Source organism: Romboutsia sp. 13368 (assembly GCF_018336475.1).
GTDB lineage: Bacteria > Bacillota > Clostridia > Peptostreptococcales > Peptostreptococcaceae > Romboutsia.
The window spans coordinates 1,476,279-1,478,041 of the sequence record NZ_CP048741.1 but is presented as its reverse complement, the minus strand read 5'-3'; the positions used below and the strand labels follow the sequence as shown (position 1 = coordinate 1,478,041).

Sequence of the window (1,763 nt, the reverse complement as noted above, 5' to 3'; positions counted from 1 at the left end):
TTAGATTTAATTACAAAGATACTAATGCTATTAAGGAGAGCTATGAAAATAAATAGTTTTGTAAGAAGATTATATACAAAAAAGACAGATAATAAACTATCCGTCTTTTKAAGTATTTAAATTAAACTATAAATNATAAGAACTACAATCTGTAGTTTGGTCTTCAACTGAAGAATCTGTGTTTTCTATAGTATCTTGATCTACTGAAGAGTCTTGTTGAACATTTTCATTAATAGTAGAGTTTTCTTCTAATGAATTAACATCTTCATTTGTAGCATTATCATTTAATTCATCTTCTTGTAAATTAGTATTATCATTGTTGTTATTTTCTTCTACTTCATTAGAATTGTTATTGAATAAGTCAGTAAACCAATTCCATATTTTTGCAAAGAATCCTTCAACTTCTTCATTTGATGGAAGATTTATAGTTGATTTATCTGTAGCATCTATTTGTGCATCTTCACCAAGAATACTATCGTTAGTATTTTCAAGTATACTACTTGAATCTGTAGTTTCGCTAGAGAATATTCCTTTGAACCAATCACCTATGCCAGTGAAGAAATCCTTTATTGAATCAAAGAAACCATTATCTACACTTTCACCCATAGCTTCTAAGTTTTCACTAACAACATCAGAAACACCTTTAAGTGCATTTTTCATTTCACTATAATCGTAATCTTGTTCAGATATTTTTCCCATTAAGCTTTCAAGCTTAGCCATTTGTTCATCACTTAAAGTTACATTGTAATTATTTACTACATTATTTATAGTTTCAGCTATTTGAACAGTATCTTTAGTATTATTTTTTATTATCTCTGTTTTTACATCGTTAACTATACCAGTAGCTTTGTCTTGACCTATCTCATCACCTAAATCTCCAGTAGTTATTAATTCTTCTGAAGCTAGTTCTTTTTTATCTTCTTCTAAAGGCTTTCCAGTAGCATCTTCAAATGCTTTCATTATACCAGTTAATGCACCAGTCCCAGAAACTGGGAAATTAGCAGCTATAACAACGTCAGCATCAGTAAGGCCAGCTGTAGATAGTGTAGTAGCAACCATTGAAGGTGTTACCCAAGTTATATTAGCAGTTTTAACGTTTATACCACTCCCTGATTTTGTAGGCTCAACATAAGCACAAGAGTAAGTTTTCTTTCCAAGTTGAGCTTCAGATGCAACCCCTTGTAAGTATTTTCTTTCTTCTTGGTTGTTAACTTCAAGTAATACAACCTCATCTTTGTTAACACCGAAATATTTTAACATTGTATTCTTTTGCTCTTGTGTTAAGTTTGCCCCAAGAGTTACAACTCTAGCACCATCTGCAAATACAAGTCCTAAGCTTGATAAGCTAAGTACTGCAGTAAGAGTTAAAGTTATAAATCTTCTTCTAAAATTATTTAATTTTTTATTCATAAATTTCATTCCTTTCAACTTTTAAAAAGTTAAACCATAATATTGCCCCATTACATTATACTATAAATTGTTTTTATGAAAAAGCAAATTACAAATTTGTAATAAGTATACAAAAAAGGTTGCTTATAAGCAACCTTTTTATAATTTATAGATTAGATAACTATATATAAATTTGGCTAGGATTTTATCCTATGAACATTTGAGTCCAGTATAGTGTTCCATTAGAATCTTTAGCTATACCAACACCAAGCTTAGTAAAGCTAGAGTTTAGTATATTTGCTCTGTGACCAGAAGAATTCATCCATGCGTTCATAACTTCTTGTGGAGTTCTTTGTCCTTTTGCTATATTTTCT

2 protein-coding genes are annotated in these 1,763 nt (G+C 29.8%); both read right to left on the bottom strand.

What is annotated here, in order from left to right; genetic code table 11:
• Positions 1-126 precede the first annotated feature (126 nt).
• Positions 127-1,410: a DUF1002 domain-containing protein gene (locus G3997_RS05970; protein WP_296644389.1), complete on the bottom strand. Its 1,284-nt coding sequence runs from the start codon at positions 1,408-1,410 to the stop codon at positions 127-129.
• A gap of 184 nt (positions 1,411-1,594) precedes the next feature.
• Positions 1,595-1,756 (bottom strand): CAP domain-containing protein, encoded by a 162-nt coding sequence (locus tag G3997_RS11675; protein WP_334299853.1) that lies wholly within the window; start codon positions 1,754-1,756, stop codon positions 1,595-1,597.
• Between the last annotated feature and the right edge of the window lie 7 nt (positions 1,757-1,763).